This window comes from Arenimonas sp. (assembly GCF_019459675.1).
In the GTDB taxonomy this organism is placed as follows: domain Bacteria; phylum Pseudomonadota; class Gammaproteobacteria; order Xanthomonadales; family Xanthomonadaceae; genus Arenimonas.
Genome location: NZ_JAIBFH010000333.1, coordinates 1 through 2,107, shown reverse-complemented (window position 1 = coordinate 2,107; position 2,107 = coordinate 1). Strand labels below are relative to the sequence as shown.

At 71.5% G+C, this 2,107-nt stretch carries 2 protein-coding genes and 1 pseudogene; all 3 read right to left on the bottom strand.

Annotation, left to right across the window (positions count from 1 at the left end; all coding sequences use genetic code 11):
- Positions 1–388, bottom strand: a pseudogene (locus K0M70_RS11180) (hypothetical protein); the annotation flags it as partial.
- A 14-nt stretch (positions 389–402) separates the two neighbouring features.
- On the bottom strand, positions 403–636 hold the full coding sequence (locus tag K0M70_RS11175) for a SlyX family protein (protein ID WP_290781937.1): 234 nt from the start codon (positions 634–636) through the stop codon (positions 403–405).
- Positions 626–1,990 (bottom strand): UDP-glucose/GDP-mannose dehydrogenase family protein, encoded by a 1,365-nt coding sequence (locus tag K0M70_RS11170; RefSeq protein ID WP_290781936.1) that lies wholly within the window; start codon positions 1,988–1,990, stop codon positions 626–628. The genes K0M70_RS11175 and K0M70_RS11170 overlap by 11 nt, the downstream gene beginning before the upstream one ends.
- Positions 1,991–2,107: the final 117 nt, after the last annotated feature.

Sequence of the window (2,107 nt, the reverse complement as noted above, 5' to 3'; positions counted from 1 at the left end):
CGGCCGGCGGCGGGCCGGGGGGCCGCGCTGCGCCGGGCTGGCCGCCCACGGCGGGGCGTCCAGCGCGGCGCGCTTCGCCCGGCTTGCCAGGACCCGGCGCACGACCGTCGCGGCGCGGTTCGGTGGGCGCGCCGGAACCCGACGGACGACCGTCGCGGCGCGGCTGGCTCGGCGCGCCCGAACCGGACGGACGACCGTCGCGGCGCGGCTGGCTCGGCGCGCCCGAACCGGACGGACGGCCGTCGCGGCGCGGCTGGCTCGGCGCGCCCGAACCGGACGGACGACCATCGCGGCGCGGGCCAGCGTCAGGCTTGCGTTCGGGCTTGGGCTCGGGTGCGGGCGCCGCGAAACCCAGGCCCAGCAGCTTTTCGCGCAGGGAATTGCTCATGATGTCGCCTTCGATCAGTAGTGCGGCGGCGGCGGTTCGCTGCCGGGGTCCGCGTAGTCAACGGAATGCTTGAGGTCGGCCAGGGCACGCTGCAGGCGCTCGTCGCTGCGGGCGGTTTCCATGCGTGCCGCGGCCAGCGCGTCGCTGAGCTCCATCAGCGCGTGCTCCTGGAACGCCAGGCGGGTTTCGAGCTCGGCCAGGCGCTCGCCGTGGGCCAGCAGCAGCGCCTGCACGGCGTCAGTGTCCATGGGCTGCCCCCGGCGCGACCGCTCGCAGACTGCGGCCCCGCCCGATGCCGTAATAGGCCAGTCCGGCGGCTTCAACCTGGGACGGGTCGTAGATGTTGCGGCCGTCGAACACCACCCGCGAAGCGAGCTTGCTGGCCAGGGCGGTGAAATCCGGGCTCCAGAACGCTTTCCACTCGGTCACCACGAACAGCGCGTCCGCGCCCTGCAGCGCCTCGTCGGGCGTGCCGCACAGCACCAGGTCGTCGCGCTGGCCGAAGATGCGTGCGGCTTCCTCCATCGCTTCGGGGTCGTGCGCACGCACGCGCGCGCCGGCTTGCCACAGCTGGTCGAGCAGCGCACGGCTGGACGCTTCGCGCATGTCGTCGGTGTTGGGCTTGAACGCCAGACCCCACACCGCGAACGTACGGCCGGCCAGCTGGCCGTCGAAGTGCCCGGAAGCCAGTTCAAACAGCTTGCCCTTCTGCGCATGGTTCACCGCTTCCACCGCCTCGAGCAGGCCGGCCGTGTAGCCAGCCTGGCGCGCGATGCGGCCCAGCGCCTGCACGTCCTTGGGGAAGCACGAGCCGCCGTAGCCGGCGCCCGGGTAGATGAAGCTGTAGCCGATGCGAGGGTCGGAGCCGATGCCATGGCGGACCATCTCGATGTCGGCGCCCACGCGTTCGGCGATGTTGGCCATTTCATTCATGAAGCTGATCTTGGTCGCCAGCATTGCGTTGGCGGCGTATTTGGTCAGCTCGGCCGAGCGCTCGTCCATCACCACGATGCGCTCGTGGTTGCGGTTGAACGGCGCGTACAGGCGCTTCATCTGTTCCACCGCGTGGGCGCTGCGCGAGCCCAGCACGATGCGGTCGGGGCGCATGCAGTCGTTGACCGCCGCGCCTTCCTTGAGGAATTCGGGGTTGGAAACCACGTCGAACGCGATGTCCACGCCGCGCTGGGCCAACTGCGCGGCAATCTCGGTGCGCACCTTGTCGGCGGTACCCACCGGCACGGTGGACTTGTTCACCACCACCGCAGGCCGCGACAGGCATTGGCCAATGCTGCGGGCCACGGCCAGCACGTACTGGAGGTCGGCGCTGCCGTCCTCGTCGGGCGGAGTGCCCACGGCGATGAAAAGAATGTCGCCGTGCGCGATCGAAGCCGCGGCATCGACGCTGAAATCCAGGCGACCGGACGCATGGTTGGCCAGCACCATGTCTTCCAGCCCCGGCTCGTAGATCGGGATCACGCCCTGGCGCAGGCCTTCGACCTTGCTGCGGTCGATGTCCATGCAGACCACCTGATGGCCGACCTCGGCCAGGCAGGTGCCCGTTACCAGGCCGACATAGCCGGTGCCGAATACCGTGACGCGCATGCTTTGCCTCCGTGCCGGGAACCGGCAGGGCCTTGCCCGCCTGGGTGACGGGCGTGGGGGGGGGGGGGGGGGGGGGGGGGGGGGGGGGGGGGGGGGGGGGGGGGGGGGGGGGGGGGG